The organism is Wolbachia endosymbiont of Wuchereria bancrofti (assembly GCF_002204235.2).
Taxonomy (GTDB): Bacteria; Pseudomonadota; Alphaproteobacteria; order Rickettsiales; family Anaplasmataceae; genus Wolbachia.
This window is the reverse complement of record NZ_NJBR02000002.1, coordinates 16,234-30,849: the sequence shown is the minus strand read 5'-3', so window position 1 is coordinate 30,849 and position 14,616 is coordinate 16,234. Positions and strand designations below refer to the sequence as shown.

The 14,616-nt window shown below is 35.1% G+C and carries 15 protein-coding genes; 8 read left to right on the top strand and 7 right to left on the bottom strand.

Annotation, left to right across the window (positions count from 1 at the left end; all coding sequences use genetic code 11):
• Positions 1-411: 411 nt before the first annotated feature.
• On the bottom strand, positions 412-759 hold the full coding sequence (locus CCY16_RS00155; protein WP_088413993.1) for an RDD family protein: 348 nt from the start codon (positions 757-759) through the stop codon (positions 412-414).
• Between the two features lie 426 nt (positions 760-1,185).
• Positions 1,186-1,560, bottom strand: coding sequence for a ferredoxin family protein (locus CCY16_RS00150; RefSeq protein ID WP_088413991.1), 375 nt, complete (start codon positions 1,558-1,560; stop codon positions 1,186-1,188).
• A gap of 441 nt (positions 1,561-2,001) precedes the next feature.
• Between CCY16_RS00150 and CCY16_RS07070 the strand changes: the two genes are divergently transcribed.
• On the top strand, positions 2,002-2,160 hold the full coding sequence (locus CCY16_RS07070) for a DNA-processing protein DprA (protein ID WP_281250485.1): 159 nt from the start codon (positions 2,002-2,004) through the stop codon (positions 2,158-2,160).
• Positions 2,161-2,192: 32 nt separating this feature from the next.
• The gene (locus tag CCY16_RS07065; protein WP_281250484.1) at positions 2,193-2,510 is read left to right on the top strand and encodes a DNA-processing protein DprA; all 318 of its coding nucleotides are present in this window, start codon (positions 2,193-2,195) and stop codon (positions 2,508-2,510) included.
• Positions 2,511-2,781: 271 nt separating this feature from the next.
• On the opposite strand, the gene CCY16_RS00140 is transcribed toward CCY16_RS07065, so the two are convergent.
• A complete protein-coding gene (locus CCY16_RS00140) occupies positions 2,782-3,984 on the bottom strand; it encodes an iron-containing alcohol dehydrogenase (RefSeq protein ID WP_088413989.1) in 1,203 nt (400 codons plus the stop codon).
• A gap of 41 nt (positions 3,985-4,025) precedes the next feature.
• Between CCY16_RS00140 and dapE the strand changes: the two genes are divergently transcribed.
• The 5 genes from dapE to CCY16_RS00115 all read left to right on the top strand — a co-directional run bounded on the left by dapE (position 4,026) and on the right by CCY16_RS00115 (position 7,690).
• Positions 4,026-5,231, top strand: a complete 1,206-nt coding sequence (gene dapE / locus CCY16_RS00135; protein WP_088413987.1) for a succinyl-diaminopimelate desuccinylase — start codon at positions 4,026-4,028, stop codon at positions 5,229-5,231.
• Between the two features lie 125 nt (positions 5,232-5,356).
• On the top strand, positions 5,357-5,956 hold the full coding sequence (locus tag CCY16_RS00130; protein ID WP_088414041.1) for a peroxiredoxin: 600 nt from the start codon (positions 5,357-5,359) through the stop codon (positions 5,954-5,956).
• Positions 5,943-6,899, top strand: a complete 957-nt coding sequence (gene trxB, locus CCY16_RS00125; RefSeq protein WP_088413985.1) for a thioredoxin-disulfide reductase — start codon at positions 5,943-5,945, stop codon at positions 6,897-6,899. Before CCY16_RS00130 ends, trxB begins: the two co-directional genes overlap by 14 nt.
• 113 nt (positions 6,900-7,012) lie before the next feature.
• Entirely contained in the window at positions 7,013-7,321 is a 309-nt protein-coding gene (locus CCY16_RS00120) for an ankyrin repeat domain-containing protein (RefSeq protein ID WP_088413983.1), read from the top strand.
• A 54-nt stretch (positions 7,322-7,375) separates the two neighbouring features.
• Positions 7,376-7,690 (top strand): ankyrin repeat domain-containing protein, encoded by a 315-nt coding sequence (locus tag CCY16_RS00115; protein WP_088413981.1) that lies wholly within the window; start codon positions 7,376-7,378, stop codon positions 7,688-7,690.
• A 997-nt stretch (positions 7,691-8,687) separates the two neighbouring features.
• Here CCY16_RS00115 and CCY16_RS00110 read toward each other — a convergent pair.
• The 3 genes from CCY16_RS00110 to CCY16_RS00100 are packed head-to-tail and all read right to left on the bottom strand — an operon-like array spanning position 8,688 to position 12,359.
• Positions 8,688-9,866 (bottom strand): tyrosine-type recombinase/integrase, encoded by a 1,179-nt coding sequence (locus tag CCY16_RS00110; protein WP_088413979.1) that lies wholly within the window; start codon positions 9,864-9,866, stop codon positions 8,688-8,690.
• Between the two features lie 2 nt (positions 9,867-9,868).
• Positions 9,869-11,257: a dihydrolipoyl dehydrogenase gene (gene lpdA, locus CCY16_RS00105; protein WP_088413977.1), complete on the bottom strand. Its 1,389-nt coding sequence runs from the start codon at positions 11,255-11,257 to the stop codon at positions 9,869-9,871.
• On the bottom strand, positions 11,250-12,359 hold the full coding sequence (locus CCY16_RS00100) for an outer membrane protein assembly factor BamB family protein (protein WP_088413975.1): 1,110 nt from the start codon (positions 12,357-12,359) through the stop codon (positions 11,250-11,252). The genes lpdA (CCY16_RS00105) and CCY16_RS00100 overlap by 8 nt, the downstream gene beginning before the upstream one ends.
• A 631-nt stretch (positions 12,360-12,990) precedes the next feature.
• Here CCY16_RS00100 and lpdA (CCY16_RS00095) point away from each other — a divergent pair.
• The gene (gene lpdA, locus CCY16_RS00095) at positions 12,991-14,376 is read left to right on the top strand and encodes a dihydrolipoyl dehydrogenase (protein WP_088414039.1); all 1,386 of its coding nucleotides are present in this window, start codon (positions 12,991-12,993) and stop codon (positions 14,374-14,376) included.
• A 1-nt stretch (position 14,377) separates the two neighbouring features.
• Here lpdA (CCY16_RS00095) and CCY16_RS05850 read toward each other — a convergent pair whose 3' ends face one another.
• Complete coding sequence (locus tag CCY16_RS05850) at positions 14,378-14,587, bottom strand: hypothetical protein (RefSeq protein WP_245800639.1); 210 nt, start codon at positions 14,585-14,587, stop codon at positions 14,378-14,380.
• Positions 14,588-14,616: the final 29 nt, after the last annotated feature.

The window sequence follows — 14,616 nt, the reverse complement described above, 5'->3', positions numbered from 1 at the left end:
GATTTATGGGTTGTTGCCACTGTCCTTGCAATTTTATCATGAAAAAACTGCTTGTGTCGGTTAAATATGCACATATGAAAATTAGTATTATGATCATGAAAATTAAGCTTAATGAGGAGTCAAACTACCATTAGAGGTATACTTATAAAAAAAATTCCTTCTCATGAAAAATATAGAAAAGTAAATAACTTCAAACGAGACATGCCTAATTATTGCTTGCACTGGAGTGATATTTTAAAGTGTATTTGCATCTTTTATATTAATTTACACAACAATTGTCCTGGAGTACTACCAAATCTTCTTATCATGAATGCCCGAATACTATCGATAGCAAAAAAGATAAGCAACCACGTGTAATGAATGATTTAGATCGAGCGATGTGAGAGATCGTTCCTACAAGAATCAAACAGACTAAAGAAATTCCCATAATAATAGGATGGTCAATAATATGTGCTGTACACGTCTAGTTACCCCCACATAGCTTAAATTTAAATTACATTCTTCAAGTTTATAGTCTATTACTAACGTGTTTGCAATTTTATCGTGAAAGAACTGCTTGTATTTATCAAATGCTACAAATATTAAAACCAAGATTAGTAAAATTAGAAACCACTCAGCAATATAGAAGGGTACAAACAAAAGCACCTTGAGAGTACTTCTTACTACTATTTGCATTAAAGCAGTGTTTTTAAGTGTGTTTGCATCTTTTATATATACAAGTAACAATTTTCCTAAAGTCCAACCAAGTCTTGTTATCATTAATGCTTCTAATGCTATATATACTAAGATTTCTTAATGTACCTAAGTCTTCTAATATTTCATGTCGTTCTAATATGAGGTTAGTATCAGTGTCAGGAAAGACATGATTTAAAGAGTCGGCAAGAGGTTCTTCTGGTAATATAAATGAAATTAATAAAGATGATGGACAGAAGACTAAGAATACCATATGGTCAACTATATGCGCTGCAACACGTTTAGTAATTTCCGCCTAGTTTACTTTAACATCCATTTTTATCCTCCATATGATCGTCTAATATACCTATTAACAGTTAATAGTAGTAAAATTACTGTATTACTTAACCTATTTTCAAGTTAATATTGTATGTTATCAAGAACATAAATAACACAACTATAATCAGCAACCAAACCATGAGGTACAAGAAGTTTCTTTTTCCTTCAGTAGCATTACTCTAGATTTTCATCGAAATAAGCTATTTTGTCTTTTTTTTCTTTATATTCTTCTGCAGTATGGAGAGGTTGCTTTTTAGCTGTGATATTTGGCCACTTTTGCGAGTACTCTATGTTTATGTTATAAAATGATTTGAAGGTTTTTTGTTCGTTGCTCAATAACTCTTCATCTAGTTCTAAAATGTCTTTTATAGAGTCGTCGGTTACGATTGCATCTACTGGACATTCAGGTATACACACTCCACAATCAATACATTCATCAGGATTGATTACGAGCATGTTTTTGCCTTCATAGAAACAGTCGACAGGACACACTTCCACACAATCCGTATATTTACATTTTATGCATTTATCTGTAACAAAATGCGTCATAAAGTACTATATATTTATAATTTTAGGTACACTAAACTAATAAGAAATTCAAGTCTTTTGGTTGTATTATAGCTTAAATGCTGATAAATATTGGGTATCTTTTAAGTAATTGGAAGAACGTTCCTTTATGAAGATAAGTAAATTGAATAATGAGGAATTGAAAATATGGCTGAGCTTACAGAACCTCGGGACCGAAAAAGTTTTTTAGTATGCTAAAAACACGTGGCCATTGGATGAGGCATTAGAGTGTTTCGATGGACTCACTAAACGATAAAAAGGTATATAGCATTCAGGATGCGCGAAAAGAAATCGATGATACAGAAAAATTCGAGCTAAAATCATGCCTGAATGTGGTCTAGATTACCCTAGCATTTTAGGAAATATACCGGGTTATCCCCTGTAATAACTGCGCTTGGTGATGTGTCGTTATTAAGCTGTGAGATGATTGTAATAATTGGTAGGCGTAACTCTTCAGTAAATGGAAGAAATTTTGCCAGTAAGCTGGCACTTGATTTAAGCGAAGCTGGTTTTGTTATCGTTTCTGAGCTTGTAAGAGGAATAGACACTGCGGCGAACAGCATAATATACAAAATCATCTAACTATTGCTGTCACAGCCAGCGGAATTGATGTAATGTATCCAAGAGAAAATTTTGATCTATACAGGAAAATCGCTGAAAATGGTAGATTAGTAATTACTGAGCTTCCATTTGCTACTAAACCAAAACCTCAGTGTTTTTCTCAGAAGAATCGTGTTATATCTGATTTATCGCTAGGTGTAAAGGTAATGGAAGCATCGAAAAGTTCTGGTTCCCTAATAACAGCAAATTTTGCTTTGGATCAGGTAAGAGAAGTGTTTGTGGTTTCTGGTTTTCTTTTAGATTGGCTCTCTAGTGGTAGCAATTATCTAATAAGAAAGGTGCTAAACTTATCGAATCTGCTAATGATATAATAGAAAGTGTGAGGTTTAATTTACCTTCTTGGCAAAAAAGCCTATTTAATATTGAGCATTGTCCTGTTAACCAAAAACAAGAAAAATTATAACAAGCAAGATCTGTTATAGTTAATCATGTCAACTCTGTCTCCATTGGTATAGATGGGCTCATCTTAACAAGTGGGTTATCTAAACTTGGCTCTGATGGCTCTCTTAGAACTGAAGTTGGAAAGCAAAATAGAACGATCAACAGGGAATAAAGTATCAATGATTTTTTTTATTGTTTTAGCTACAACACTTTACTTTCTTTTAAGCAGTTGGCCAAGTCAAGGAAGGTGAATCTATCTCTTGTTGCAAATGCAAGATCTACCACTTTGCAATATTGCTCTTTATTCCAATTGAGGTGCTCTGGTAAATGTGGAATTGACAGATCTTCAAATATTTTCTGCAGACATTTTGCAGGTAATAAATTTTGTTTAATTAAACTGGAAACATTACTCCATTCCTTATGAATGATCTCTTTGATTTTCTGCTGCAGAATTTTTTTTTGTTCTAGAATTTTTGTAAATTCAGTATTACCGAAACACTTAATTATATGTTCTGTGTCTAGGGTAGTTGGTTTGATGATGGGATTTTGTATTGATAATGTTTTTTCCTGCAAATTAGCCATGGTAATCGTTGTAACGGCAATTTTTTCACCATGTAGTGAGGAGTAATCTTTCGTTACCATTTCCATTGCGTGAGCTATTATGTGCTCTCCTTGGCTTGCAGAATAGCTACCTTTTGATATTACCATCCCAAATCCTGAGATCAGTAAGGCTTCTATGAGTAATAGGACTACTTTTTTGCTTCTTTTAGCAAGCGCTAGATGCTCTCTTAGCAAAATTTGCTCCAGGTCGCGGATAAATGTAAAGGGTGATTCATTGTATTCTGTGCCAAGTAGTAGGTGAGATAGTAACCAGTCGGCTTGCACTGTTGAACGACAGATGAAATCTGCAAATCCGCTTAGTGTGAGACGCGGTGGTGCATTGGCGATTATATCAATGTCGATGTATATTGCCTTAGGAAGATGTGCTTTGAACGATTTTTTATATCCATCTACTAATATTGAAGCATTTGCAGAAGTATATCCATTCATAGAAGCAGCTGTTGGAAAAGATATGTAATTTTTGCCTTCTAGGTAGCTTGCGTACTTACAGACATCATTAACAGTGCCGCTACCGAATGCAACTATTAAACCACTATCTTCCACCTTGTTTCTGACTGAATTTGTAATGTCAAGAGAGGCGGTAGAATTGCCAGAAATGATTAAATTAGGAGTTTTATTGAGTATGTTTTTATTTAAAAGCTCTGCTGTGTTTTTATCTGCAACTAAAAAAATGTCATTTTCGTATTGTGTGCATATTTCATAGATATTGTCTGCAAAGTGATGACCTACTATTACTATAGAGGTTTGTTTGGTTTGATGTAATATTTGTTTTAAATAATGCATAAAATGTTTACAATATAGTAATATCAGTATTTTAAGGTGACATGAAAATTGACCCTGTAGAGCTAACTAAGAAATTAATTTCTTTTAAGAGTATAACACCAAGGGACGGTGGAGCAATAGAGCATATAGCAGCGATCCTCGAGAAAAGTGGTTTTGACTGTGAGATTTTAGAGTTTGGTGATAATAAAACTAAAGTTAAAAATCTTTATGCAAAATATATAAACGGGGTACAAAACTTGTGTTTTGCAGGCCATGTTGATGTTGTACCACCAGGTCAATTAAAAGATTGGACATCTGACCCGTTTAGTCCAGAAGTTAGGGATGGGTTGTTGTATGGGAGAGGAGCAACTGACATGAAAAGTGGGATAGCTGCGTTTATTACTGCTATGGTAGATTTAGTTGCAGAAAAGTTTCGATTCAACGGTTCGATAAGTGCATTGATTACCAGTGCTGAAGAAAGTACGGAAGAATATGGAACAAAGGCGGTTTTGAAATGGATGGAGAGTAAGCATAAGAAAATAGATTATTGCGTAGTGGCTGAACCAACCAGTAGTGAAAAATTAGGTGATACTATAAAAATAGGCAGAAGAGGTTCTGCAACATTTGAGCTAATTTGCCATGGAAAACAAGGGCACGTTGCTTATCCGGATCTAGCGGACAATCCAATATATAAGATGATATCAATATTGAATAGGATAAAAAATACTACTTTTGATAGCGGTAATAAATATTTTCAGCCTTCAAATTGCGAAATTACTACTATCGATGTTGGAAACAATACTGACAATGTAATACTTGATTCAATAACTGCAGGCTTCAACATTAGATACAACAATATGCAAACACCTGATAGTTTATATAAGTTGATTGATGAAATATGCTTCAGTGTAACTAACGATTATAAACTCTCTATGCATAGCAGCAGGGGTGCTTTTCTTTCTACTCCCGATAGAAATACTGATGTTATGTTTGATGCAATAAATAGAGTTACCAATATTGATGCTGTGCTGACTACAAGTGGTGGCACATCTGACGCTGCATTTATTAAAGATGTTTGTCCAGTGATTGAATTTGGGATGATTAATAAAACCTCACATCAGGTAAACGAATGTGTATTAGTGAACGATATACACAAATTAACAGCTATATATAAGGAATTTATAAAAAGTTATTTTTACCCCACTAATAGGATATTAAGTCAGATTAATGTAATTGGTAATGTACCTGATAGCCCATTGTTAGCTTGAGTGTATTTTAGGCTAGTAGAGACAGCTAATTGGAAAAGATCCTTAGGTGGTAAAACTAAAGAAAACTTGCATGTAAATTTCTCAAGGTGTAAAATTAAAGATGTTTTAAAATGAATAGGTTAATTATGAATCTTGTGACAAAATCTGCTATCAATTTTACTGCTCCAGCTGTTCTTCCTAATGGGGAAATAGTTGATGACTTCTGTCTGAGTGAGCACATAGAAGGTAAGTATGCTATCCTTCTTTTCTATCCACTTGATTTTACCTTTGTTTGTCCAACTGAATTGATATCGTTGAATAATAGAATAAGTGAGTTTGCAAAGCGTGATGTTGAAGTAATAGGAGTAAGTGTAGATTCAAAATTCTCACATTATCAGTGGCGAAAAACTTCAGTTAGCAATGGTGGTATCGGAGAAATTAGCTACACTTTAGTGTCTGATATTAAAAAGTCTATATCAAGAGACTATGAAGTGTTGTATGATGACTCAATTGCACTAAGGGCAACTTTCGTTATTGATGGTAAATTTATTGTGCGTCACCAATCAGTAAATGATTTGCCTTTAGGGCGTAATATAGATGAATTTATTAGAATCGTTGATGCAATTAAACATAACGAAAAGCATGGTGAAGTGTGTCCAGCTGGGTGGAAAAAAGGCAAGCCGGCAATGCAGGCAAGTGATGAAGGAGTGACTGATTATCTAAACTCATACAGTGAAGAATTATAGGTTTGGTACAAAAGTTCTTATTATTGGATCTGGGGCAGCAGGTTATGCTGCTGCTATATATGCAGCACGTGCAAACTTGGAGCCAGTTGTAGTGACAGGAATGCAACCTGGTGGCCAGCTTACGATCACTATGGGTGTTGAGAATTATCCTGGTTTTGTTTCAATACAAGGTCCAGAACTAATGGAACAAATGAGGTTGCATGTGGAAAAGGTGGGAGCAGAAATAGTAAATGATGAAATAAAGAGCGTTGAACAACTTGAGTATTCTAATGAGTATAAATTTAAGTCTTCTGGTGATAACGATGACTACTATTCCGATGCAGTTATAATTGCAGCTGGTTCACAAGCGAAGTGGCTTGGTTTGGAAAGTGAAAAGAAATTTCAAGGTTACGGAGTTTCAGCATGTGCAACTTGTGATGGTGCGTTTTTTAGGAATAAGATTGTAGCCGTGATTGGTGGCGGAAATACCGCCGTTGAAGAGGCGATATTCTTAACTCGCTTTGCTAAGGAAGTTATATTAGTACATAGGCGTAATAAATTGAGAGCGGAAAAGATAATGCAAGACAGGCTCTTTGCGAATAATAAAATAAAAGTCATATGGAATCATACTGTAGAACAAGTTCTTGGGGAAGAGAATCCAAAGAAAGTTACTGGTATTATAATTAAATCAACGAAAATTGATGAAATCCAAGAATTGAGAGTGAATGGGGTATTCATTGCAATTGGGCATGCACCAAATACAGGTGTTTTCAAAAGTTTTATTGAAATGGATGAGCAGGGTTATATAATTACAAAACCTGGAACAACTTTAACTAGTAGAGCGGGGGTATTTGCTGCAGGTGATGTTCAAGATAAGGTATATCGCCAAGCAGTGGTTGCAGCAGGTACAGGGTGCATGGCTGCACTTGATGCAGAGAAGTTTTTAGAATGCACAAGTAAATAAAGAGTTAAAGAGTAGGAAATGTGTAAGGTTGCTTTTTTGAGAAGAAGGGAGGGTTTATCACTATTTTCTTTTTTTGTTGTATGGTAATAGTGAATTATTGAAGTAGATTTGATGTGCATAGTAATAGAACAAGTATTACTGGTTACAGATTTAGTTGGATAACTCCTGGACCACTTAATAAATCAACACAAAAGCTATTTCAGGCTATTGATAATGAAAGCCTAGAAGATTTTGAACGGGCTATAGCAGAAGGTACAGATGTTAATACATTTGATGAAGAAGGTATAACACCTTTAATGTCTGTTGCTGGTACCTACATAGCTAGCAGTAATCAGCCCACACTGAAAGAAATGACTAAGTTGCTTATACAAAACAGAAATATCGATATTAATGCTCAAAGTAAGCAATCTGTTTATGAGTAAAGACAAAAGAGAGATCAATTTGGGCGTCTAATATATTTATTTTGTGGTCGGAAAGTGGCAGAGGTACGGCCAGGTTATTATAGATGTTGTGATAATGATCAAGTTGTAAATAGTGTAAATGATCAAGGTGAGTGTGTATACTTAGGTGACTTATACAATGATGTGATGGAGTCTGTTGAAACTTCTAATATGAAAAAAAATACGGCCTTGCATATTGCTTGCCGGGTTGGAGCTGAGGATATAGTGGAAATGTTGCTCACACCTCAAAAATATAAAACTTATATTAGAAATTATGAATATAAGAACCCTCTAGGTTATACTGCAAGAGGATTTGAGGATACAATAAGACTAGAATTTGAAAAGGCATAAAAAGGGAAAGAATTATTGAATGTTCTGCATAGTAGAAACGTTTATCTAGTGAAAATTCTATTGGATACAAAACTTAATCCTAATTGCTAGAGAATAGCCTCAAATGGAGAAAAGAAACACCACTTGACCTAATGTCAAATCGTGTTTAGAAGGAATAACACAAGATAAGCAAGAAGGTATTGATAAAGCTTTTAGAACATAAAGATCTATACTTTAGTCAAGTAAAGTCGACACCTGCAATAAAGCTTAATATACAATTGAAGCAAATAATTGAACGGGCTATTATAGAACGATTAACTGATGCTATTAGTAGAAAAATTTAGATGATGTAAAAAAGTTAGTAGAAGGTAGTTGTTTCATGAATCGTGCAATTGTTACTGCTATATTGAGGAATATTAGTGATCCAATCGGATCTATTACAAATTATCTAGATGAAGAATTTCTTGCAAGTGCAGTGTAACATTTTGCAAGTACAAATGATATACAGGTAGGTTTTGAACAGTTTGTGTGAAAGCTTGTAGACGAACTTGAAAGCACAAAAGCTCAACTTAAAGCTCAACTTATAGAAGAAGAGCAAAAGCTGAATAGGGTTGTGCATGAAGAAGCGATTGAAACTAGCAGAATTTCACGATTAAAAGGAGATTTGGAACGAGCAGAACGAGAAAGAGTGGATCAACGAGTCAAATAGCTCGACTCACTAATGAAAATGCTCAACTTTGTATTCGAAACCAAAGTTTAAATAGTGGAAACCAAAAACCTCAGAAGCAAGCGCTCAGAATAGAAAACAAAGTAACTACGCTTTTGCATCTTTTACATTGTTTGAATATGCGCTGTTGGTGCATGTTTAACAATATCTGATTTAAGCAATATGCATTTCGCTTGTTGCAGCTGCATTGATTTTTCTTACGGCAGGATGTTGTTTAAAGCTAACACAACGCTTAGTAGCAATGTTAAATACGATCAAGTTGCAGACTATCTCAATCGACTAAAAGATAATTTAGAGTTTTAACTTTTTATCTTTTTCCAGGCTTTGTTGGAAATTTTTATACATATTAAAAACATCCTGATAATTTAGGTGAGTATAAACTTGAGTGGTTTCGAGGCTTGAATGACCAAGAAGTTGTTGTATAGATCTTATGTCAACATTTTCTTGAAGCAAATGAGTAGCAAAGCTATGACGGAATGCATGTGGAGATACAATTTCCGGCAAATTTAACATTCTTCTTATTTTCTGCAAACGATTAGCGACATAAGTTCTTCCTAATTTTTTTCCTCTTACTCCCACAAAGAGATGTTGTGCTTCATTGTTAACACTAAGATAAGGGCAAGCTTTTATGTATTCTTGTATGAACGTTTTTACTACTGGGAGAATAAATACCTGCCTTTGTTTATCTCCTTTACCTGTTACTATTAAGCTTTCATTTCTGATATCACTGACTTTAAGATTCAATGCTTCACTGATTCTTAAACCTGTGCCGTATAACAGGACAATAATCGCGATTTCTCTTTTTATTATCCAAGGTTCGCCTAAGTCAAGCAATTTTGTTTCTTTCACTGAAGTTTTTGTATTGCCTTCTGTCATTCCAGCGCTTAACACTGGAATCCAGTTTTTGATCGAAAATGTGCGCTTGTTTGTGATTAATTTTCTGGTGTCTGAGCACTGGAATCCTGGCAGACTTAAATTGCAATGTTTGTACAGTTGTGTGCTTGGCACCGGTTCTTTTTTTTTGGTCGCATACTGGAATAACAAAGAAGAGTGAGTTTCTTGTAAATAATAGTTATGCAAGAAGAAATCTACTAAAGTTTTTATATCAGATATTGATAATGCTTTAGGCAAAGTTCTCCTTTGAATTGGCCTTGACAGGGAAAATACAGCCTCATTGTTTACTTCATAATTGTTTTTTATATACTTGAAGAAGTTTCTGATTACTGATAATGCACGAGTGTTAGATCTTGCGTTTATACCTCTTGCATAGCGGAAACTAAACCAACTCCTGAGCTCAGGTACGCTCAATTTTTCCAAAGAGCCAACATTTACTTCTTCACCAATGTGAGCACTGAGGAAACTGATAAAATCTTTTAGATCCCTCATGTATGATTCTAAAGTGTTAGATGAATAAGACCTATAGCACCTTAGCCACTCATGCCAATTTTCAATGATTGGACCTAAGTCCACAGTTACTTTTTAAAGAAAGCATCTATGCACGCATCACGGAAAGCTTCATTTATGTCAGGATGGGAGTGACAAATTCTATATATATCTTCTGCTGCTGCACCATATGCCATTGCCACCGCTGCCTCGTTAATTAGCGTATCGGCATGTGCACCTATGATATGCACACCTAATATTGTATCTGTTGTACTGCAAGTTAGCACTTTCACGAACCCTTCAGCATCATCAGTGATTTTTGCTCTGCCGTTTGCAGCAAATTGACATTTACCAACTTTGTACTTTCGACCAGCGCTTTTCAGTTCCTCTTCAATTTTACCAATTGAAGAAGCTGCAGGGTGAGTATAAATGACCGATGGTATGATTTCATAATCAACGTGAGGGGACTGCCCAGCTATTATCTCTGCAACTGCCACTCCTTCTTCTTCTGCTTTATGAGCAAGCATTGCTCCACCGATCACGTCACCGATGGCAAATATTCCTTTCACATTAGTTTCATATCTATTGTTGACTTGAATAAAACCACGATTATCTTCCTCTATTTTTTCATCGATACCAAGATCCTCAGTGCATGGTTTGCGGCCTACTGCAATGAGCACCTTATCTGTCTCTATAGTGTTCGTTTGATTATCTTTAATAGAGGAAACTTTCACACTCAAAGAATTACTATTTTGTTTTATTTTCTCAACTTTAGTGCTGAGCAAAAATTTTATTCCTTGTTTTTGTAGACTGGAAAGCAAAGACTTACTTAATTCTCCATCCATTGTTGCAGCAATTCTATCAAGAAATTCTACTACAATAACTTCAGACCCTAGCCTGCTCCATACGGAAGATATTTCAAGCCCTATTGCCCCAGCTCCAATTACGACGAGCTTTTTTGGCACTTCAGTTAAAGATAATGCACCAGTGGATGAAATAATATTCTTCTCATCGATATTAATTCCTGGTAAAGAACTGACGTTGGAACCGGTTGCAATTACTATGTTTTTTGTCTTCAACACCTTGTCTTCAACTGAAACTTTGAGGCTATCTTGATCAAAAGAAGTAATTTTCCCGAGGCCGTTGATTTTAGTAATTTTGTGGAGATTAAACAGATAATCTATACCTTTCCCAAGCTCCTGAACTCTGGCATCCTTGTACCCTAGCATTTCTTTTAGGTTAAAGTTTACATCTTTAGTTTTTATGCCAAGTTTTGGCAGGTTATTTTTCGTGCAGACATACTGGTAAGAGGAGTGAAGTAACGCTTTAGAGGGTATACATCCAACTCGTAAACACGTGCCACCAAAGATGCTGTTTTTATCTATACAAACGACTTTCAATCCAAGTTTTGCAGCAGCAATAGCACACTTATAACCACTTGGACCACCACCTATAACAATCAGGTCATAATTAGTCATGAAAAACAAACCTATTTTCTAAAGAATAAACACCATTTCCTTCAGTTGTTATGTATATCTTGCCATGGGTAAACACTGGAGTATGAAACACATTACCCGGTATTTTAATAGTTTCTTCTGCACTTTCAGATCCAGGGAAAGCAAGCATTGAACCTTTGTTACTTGTAACCCATAGCGTATTAGCATACATAACTGGAGCAAATAATTGCGTATTTTCTATTAAATCAGACGTCCAGACTACTTCTCCACTTTGTATATCGATGCCAATTACTTTGTTGTCTTTAGTCACTGTAAAAATTCTACCACCGGTTTTTTGTGCCTTTACAGGGATAAGCGGACTATAGTATGACTCAATGTCTGATACACTTTTTACCTTTAGTGGCTTGGACCATAAAATATTTCCTGATTTTATGTCAATACTATAAATGTAAGAGTTATTTTTGGCTATTAAAATGTTATCACATACTCTTGGTGTGGTGGTTATATCTGTGAGCGGTGTATCAAAAAGGTTTGTAGACAATTTTTGGCTCCACAATTTTTTACCATCTTCATTGAAGGCTATTAGTTCACCGTTTGAGAATGGTGCTATTATTTTATCATTGAAAATTGCTGGCGATATGGAGTATAAACCTCGAATCTCATTGATACCATTTTGGTAAGTCCAAGCAGGACTGCCATCTTTTACATCAAACGCATGCAGATAGTTATCAATGGTCAAAATTATCAGTTTGTTATTTATTACTACTACTTTTCCTCTTGCAGGAGCTCTCAGTTCTTTTTCCCATTGAATCTCTCCAGTTTTTGCATCTATTGCGTGTAGAACGTTATCTACTACAAAGAAAACATTTCTTCCATAACGCGATAGGCTTATGTTACCAATCTTTTTTCTGTGTGGAAGGTGTAATTTCCAGTTTGTAACCCTTGAGTTGTCAATATCAAAGGAATACAAGGTGCCATGTTTATCTGCCAGAATAACACTATTTTCTGTGAGCACTGGAGCCACATATCCTTGGGATAATTTTTTATTCACTAGACTTATTCGTTCGCTTGCCATTGTGTAACTGCTACACGATAATATTATCATAACAATTATTACTTTCATTACTTATTGAAAACAAGATTTATTAATATACATGCTAGAAATCTTAATTACAATAAAAATGTTCTTATTGCATGTTGAAAGTGTAGGACTTTTTCACAAAAAATCAGTTGCATTCTTTACAGGAATAACGATTTTCAAATCGTCAGGGTATCATGCGAGTAACTGACATCATTTGTTGTGTTTAATAAATTGGCTTCACGTTAGCCATAGATATTTAAGAAGTTTACCAAAATAGAAAAAAGGCAAAAAAAACAAAGTAGCTAATTATTAACTCTTTACTTTATTTGATGTTGGGTGATACCTTAAACCTTTATAAGCACGTTTCAGCTTGTATAAGTAAAAATCTAGAGCTTTTATAAAGCGGTGCACATAGTGCAAAAAATTAAACAGTAGTATACTAAATACAAGATCTTCTTGTCATTTTAATCTGCCCAGATTGGAAAGTTATAAAATAACTTCAATTCTATTGTAAGAGGAATGACAAAGCTTGTCAAGTAGTTTTTTAGTCCTGTTTCTGTGTAGCTAGAAAGATCTAGATGCTAGTTTTAACTATTTAGGGTAACAAGAGGTAACGCCATTGATTGCACGTGTTCCATCTGTTATATATAGTCTTTTGAATACGAGAAAATTAGTGAGTGAGTATGATATCGTAGTTATAGGTAGCGGCCCTGGTGGTTATATAGCAGCAATTAGAGCGGCACAACTTGGGTTTAAAACTGCAATCATTGAGAAGGAAAAAAGTTTAGGTGGTATATGTTTAAATTGGGGGTGTATACCAACTAAATCGCTACTTAGAGCGTCTAAAGTCTATGAACTCATAAAAAGATCAGAGGAATTTGGTATAAAAGTAAAGGATGCAAGCTTTGATATACAGTCGATAGTAAAGTGCTCAAGGAACGTTGTTGGTAAATTGTCAAGCGGTATTGCGTATTTGATGAAAAAAAATGGCATCAAAGTCCACCAAGGTTTTGGTAAACTTGCAGGTAATCATACTATAAAAGTTTCTAGTAGTAGGGAGGAACAAGAGATTTCTTCCAAACATATTATTTTAGCAACAGGTGTGAGAACGCAAAATCTGCATGGGATAGAAGCAGATGGAGATTTATTATGGAATGCACAGCATGCTATGACCCCGAATAGATTGCCAAAGTCACTACTAATTATAGGGTCTGGTGCTATAGGAATAGAATTTGCGAGTTTTTATAGTACTTTGGAAGTTGATGTAACAATCATAGAGATAAAGAACGCTATTTTGCCGCTGGAGGATAAAGATATTTCAAATTTGGCACAAGAGATATTTACAAGAAAGGGAATAAAAATATATACAAACAGTAGTGTAAAAGCCTTTACTAAAGGTAAGAACTCTATTAAAGTGCAACTGAGCAGTGGTGAAAGCAAAGAGTTTGATAAGGTAATTGTTGCAGTTGGTATTCAGGCAAGCACTGAAAATATAGGTTTAGAAAATACAAAAGTTAAATTAAGTGCTTCTGGTTTTGTTGAAACGAATGAATGGTATGAAACTGATGAATCAAGTGTATATGCAATAGGTGATGTAGCTGGTCCGCCATGTTTAGCGCATAAAGCAAGCCACGAAGCCGTGATCTGCATTGAAAAAATCGCTGGTAAAAATGTTCATGCGTTAAGAAAAGAATGCATACCAAATTGCACTTACTCTCATCCGCAAATAGCAAGTGTTGGCCTTACTGAAGAGCAGGCAATAAAAGATGGGTATGATATAAAAATAGGAAAGTTTCATTCCAACTTTAATGGTAAATCTATTACGCTTGGTGAAACCGAAGGATTAGTAAAGGTGGTTATAGATAAAAAAACAGGTGAGCTTCTTGGAGCTCACATGATAGGAGTAGGAGTAACAGAGTTAATTAGCAATTTTGTCCTTGTAAAGCAGCTAGAAGGAACAGACTTTGATATAAAGTCTGTGGTCTTCCCTCATCCAACCATTTCAGAGATGATACATGAATCAGTACTTGCTGCATATGGTGAGTCGTTAAACAGTTGAGTTAATGTTCCATTGTTTTGGAATTGTCAATATCTTGAGTAGTAGCTTGATTTGGTACTTCAGTTCCAACAGATTGATTGCCAGCATCAGATTTTTTTATGCCTTCCAACCCTGCAGCTGCTTCTTTCACTTCACGTTTTTTCTCTGGTTTAAGGTCTTCTAGGCTTTTTCCTTTGCTATCTAAACCTTGTTGTTGATCAGTATTTCTCATTTTATTTTGAGCTTGCTGAGGGAGATCAA

Excerpts from the sequence above, each read along its gene's own strand:
- CCY16_RS00155 (WP_088413993.1), bottom strand. The coding sequence starts at position 759 with ATGATAACAAGACTTGGTTGGACTTTAGGAAAATTGTTACTTGTATAT.
- CCY16_RS00150 (WP_088413991.1), bottom strand. The coding sequence starts at position 1,560 with ATGACGCATTTTGTTACAGATAAATGCATAAAATGTAAATATACGGAT.
- CCY16_RS07070 (WP_281250485.1), top strand. The coding sequence starts at position 2,002 with ATGATTGTAATAATTGGTAGGCGTAACTCTTCAGTAAATGGAAGAAAT.
- CCY16_RS07065 (WP_281250484.1), top strand. The coding sequence starts at position 2,193 with ATGTATCCAAGAGAAAATTTTGATCTATACAGGAAAATCGCTGAAAAT.
- CCY16_RS00140 (WP_088413989.1), bottom strand. The coding sequence starts at position 3,984 with ATGCATTATTTAAAACAAATATTACATCAAACCAAACAAACCTCTATA.
- dapE (WP_088413987.1), top strand. The coding sequence starts at position 4,026 with ATGAAAATTGACCCTGTAGAGCTAACTAAGAAATTAATTTCTTTTAAG.
- CCY16_RS00130 (WP_088414041.1), top strand. The coding sequence starts at position 5,357 with ATGAATCTTGTGACAAAATCTGCTATCAATTTTACTGCTCCAGCTGTT.
- lpdA (WP_088413977.1), bottom strand. The coding sequence starts at position 11,257 with ATGACTAATTATGACCTGATTGTTATAGGTGGTGGTCCAAGTGGTTAT.
- CCY16_RS00100 (WP_088413975.1), bottom strand. The coding sequence starts at position 12,359 with ATGAAAGTAATAATTGTTATGATAATATTATCGTGTAGCAGTTACACA.
- CCY16_RS05850 (WP_245800639.1), bottom strand. The coding sequence starts at position 14,587 with ATGAGAAATACTGATCAACAACAAGGTTTAGATAGCAAAGGAAAAAGC.